This window comes from Bartonella sp. AD24XZML, assembly GCF_042196485.1.
GTDB lineage: Bacteria > Pseudomonadota > Alphaproteobacteria > Rhizobiales > Rhizobiaceae > Bartonella.
On record NZ_JBHIQH010000117.1, the window covers coordinates 1 to 3,529 of the forward strand.

2 protein-coding genes and 1 pseudogene are annotated in these 3,529 nt (G+C 44.5%); all 3 read right to left on the minus strand.

The window, feature by feature from the left end; genetic code table 11:
* A pseudogene (locus tag ACFIMX_RS10375) lies at positions 1-186 on the minus strand (hypothetical protein); the annotation flags it as partial.
* 129 nt (positions 187-315) lie between these two features.
* Positions 316-1,698, minus strand: coding sequence for a Bgr_08870 family protein (locus ACFIMX_RS10380; RefSeq protein ID WP_375694453.1), 1,383 nt, complete (start codon positions 1,696-1,698; stop codon positions 316-318).
* Positions 1,699-1,712: 14 nt separating this feature from the next.
* On the minus strand, positions 1,713-3,529 hold a 1,817-nt coding region (locus ACFIMX_RS10385; RefSeq protein ID WP_375694454.1), incomplete at its 5' end, for a DUF4815 domain-containing protein.

A 3,529-nucleotide genomic window follows, 5' to 3' on the forward strand; every position in this document is an offset into this window, starting at 1 on the left:
GAGGGGAAAAACTTGGTTGTCAGCATCAGGCGCTGTCACAACCGCACCAATAGCGGTCTGATCAAATGTTGCTAAAGGACGGGAATCCTCACCAGCCTCTACAATGCGAATCCCATGATTAAATTCTGTTGCCATATTGCTCTCCAAATCAATGAAGAGACTATAACAACCATCATCATGCTCCATAAGACTGACACTGTCAGTCAAAAAAAGCCCTTTAAAAGGCTTTTAAAGAGCGATAAAAGGACTTAAAAACATATAAGCCTGCTTATACAACAGCTATCCATTTGACTTGTGCTATTTTTAGTTTTGTATTTAATCTTTCCATAATCTTATGAGAACAGCGCCATCAGCACCAGCACCGCTTGAACAATCAGTCCCATGAGAACCTGCTCCACCACCCCCAAAGCCACGCCCTGCTTTTCCCGAACTATAGGAACCTTTGCCTACTCCTCCAGAACCACCCCTTGATGTATCACCTCCAGCATCACCTCCATTACCGCTTGTTTTACTCGTAATTCCACTCGTTCCAGCACAACCGTTTCCACCTTTAGCAATTCCTTGATGTTCGTCTGTTGCTAAACCAAAGTTTCCTCCCACGCCTCCAGCACCACCAGAGCCTGAATAGAAGGAAGTCGTACTCCCAGTAATCGAGTGAGAGATACGGGCGTCAGCTCCCCCACCACCCTTCCCTCCGGTAGCAGTAATAAAATTTTTGCCAATGGTTGTTGTTTCTCCAGGCTTACCGCTTACAAAATTCTTTGCAATAGAAGCCCCTCCTTTACCAATGATGATATCCTCGTGACCGTTTAAACTGACTTTATAGCCATACCAGACGGAACAACCACCACCACCACCACCTCCTCCTAATCCTATCCCAAACGCTCTACCACCACTACCCCCACCACCCCAAGCTTGGATCTCAACTTTGGTTTTATCGGTGACCCAGACGGGCCATTGAATTTTTCCATCCTGTGTATAGAGCAATTCAGCATCGGCAAGAGCCGGCCAATTCGTGATTTTATCGGTCAAATCTTTTTTTAGACTCTTTATTTGTGACAAAATGGCGGCATCCACTTGCGCTTTCGTATAAACAAGATCTCCATCGACTTTTAAAGGTCCTTTAAGCAAGCTTCCCGTTGTGCTTAAACTGGTAACTATTTCACCATTATGGGTGAGGCTAAACGACGAATTACCCAACAGTTCTAAGCCACCACTCATGGTAACTTTGCTGGTAAATTTATTATAACTTTGCCATTCATTTGGGCTTGTGAGGTGCCCATAGCTTGTGAGATCTTCGTTGATCTTGGCTCTAAAGTCGTCAAGACCCACGATATCTTCGGTTTTATGTTGATGCGCGCCTAACAGGGAGACAGCACTGCCAAAGGTGAAGTTATTATTGCTTGATTTATAGAGAACATAATTGTTGGCGGCATCGTGTGCCCCCTCGATATCACTTAAATCAGCAAAGGTGAAGGTTTTATCGGCTGCCATCTTGGACTTCAGGGCTGCTTCAAGATCTGCAACTTCACTTATGGTATGCGTGTGTTTTGAAGGTGCTTTTTCGTTTACCTTTTCCTCAATATCAACAATGGCTTGATCAATTTTGGTCAAGTTTTCGCGCAAGATTGGGAATTCAGAACTGATAAAACGCCCCTCTTTAGGCAATTCCATGTCGAGTTTTTTGGTTTTGGTCATCTCTCATTTTCCCATTATAATATGCCAGCGCCAAAATCACGCACCATGGACCGCGCCGCCGGTCCACCGGTAAGGGTCAATTTCAAATGTGCTTGTTTGGCTGTTTTGTCACCACTGATAAATTTTCGTTCTGTCCAAAGTGGTTCAGTGAGTTGTTCTGTTTCGTCAAGTTTCAAAGGGGTGAAACCACCATCATCCAGCTGCATCTCGCAAGTGAAGGTTGCACCGCCCGGTAAAAAGGTTTTGATATAGCTCGTTAACCTTGCCTTTTCGCCAAAGGCAAAAGCACGCGTGACATAGGTCGCTTCCTTATGGATTTTTCCCGCAATCAACTGAACAGGAGCAAATAACACCGGTGAGAGCTTTTCGGTGCCTTTAAGAATAGCGCGAAGCTTGACCTTTTCACTGATATATTCAGTAAGACTGAGCAATTGAAAGGGAAGAAGTTGATAAATTGTGCCATTGTTTCGTTCAATTTCAAAGATGACAGAACACTCACTTGAAGGCAACTCAATGGCTGCGCGTATTTGCAAATCAGAACAATCCACAAGGTCAAAGGTGCCTAAATCGACAATCTTTTCTGTTTGCCTATAGCGTGCAGCGAGCACTCGAAAGGCTAAAGCCTCATCTTGATGGGCTGTCCAACTTTGTGCGTTAACAGAAGAAAAGCGTGGACCGGTCACGTAAGGGTGACTTGAGACAAATCTTTGACTGTTTACATCAAAATCTCCAAGCTTTGCTAGTGAGACGGCATGATCAGCATCATCGGTTTTAATGACAAAGGCGGTGAGACGGTCATTAGGGACTAACAAGGGGACATCATAGCGTGCCCCAGCCCAACCTAGCTTTGCGCCCTTCATAGAATAAAAGCTTTGCGCTTGAATATCGGCGGTAGGATAGCCGTTTTCGGTTGTCACCAAATCAATCACCAGATCATGGTTCTGATTGCCGATTTTGCAAAGATGAAAGTCAATTCCAGTGATTTGCCGTGTTTCATCGGGGGTAAAGACTTGGGCTTGTGGGTCAAATTGCGTCCATATCTTTACTGTTGTGGTGCGCCGCATCACTTTCACATCAATCAGACCTTGTCCGGTAAAAAGTCCCGTTGCAATGGTGCCCCCTTTCCCCTGTGCCACGACATTTTTTGTACCAGCGGTAATATTTTGTGGAATCGTGAAAGTGCCCTCAAGGGCGCCATCGGGAGATGTAAAACAATAATAGATTTTTTGTAAAATATCCACGCCATCAAAGGTAAAGCTTTCTAATTTTTCCCCTTTGCCAAAACCTTCAATTTTAAAGGAAAGGGTAATTTGTCTTAAGAAATCAATTTGTTCTCGGATTTCATTGACCAAGTCATCACGCACTTCTGTGTTACGGATAGTTCTCCCGCGATTCCATCCCATATTAAGTTGATTGGTGACACTTGAGAGCCAATCGGTGCGCTGTTCATGCCAGAAGTCTGTCGCGGGTTCAAGGGTTACTGTACCAGGTAAGGTCGCAAAATTTTGATAAGGATTGATTTTTTCGCAAGCCGTTGTCAACTCTTGCGCAATGATCACTTCATTTGTCCAGTCAAGGGTGACAGGCGCTGTAAGATTAGCGGTGTAAAAGGTTGGATCAATGGCGAGCTGTAAAATGCCATTGCCTACAGCCCCCGTTTGTTGAAAGCCTTCATCTCTGTAACTATCATCAAGAAAAGGGTCTGCAAACATGCCTTTTTTGGCAACAGGCTCTTTAGAGTCTACATTGCTTTTAATGCGCTCTAATTGCATCAACCGATCAAGAGAGAGTATCCGTTGAAAATAACGCCACATCTCATCATAGGGGGCAA

Excerpts from the sequence above, each read along its gene's own strand:
- ACFIMX_RS10380 (WP_375694453.1), bottom strand. The coding sequence starts at position 1,698 with ATGACCAAAACCAAAAAACTCGACATGGAATTGCCTAAAGAGGGGCGT.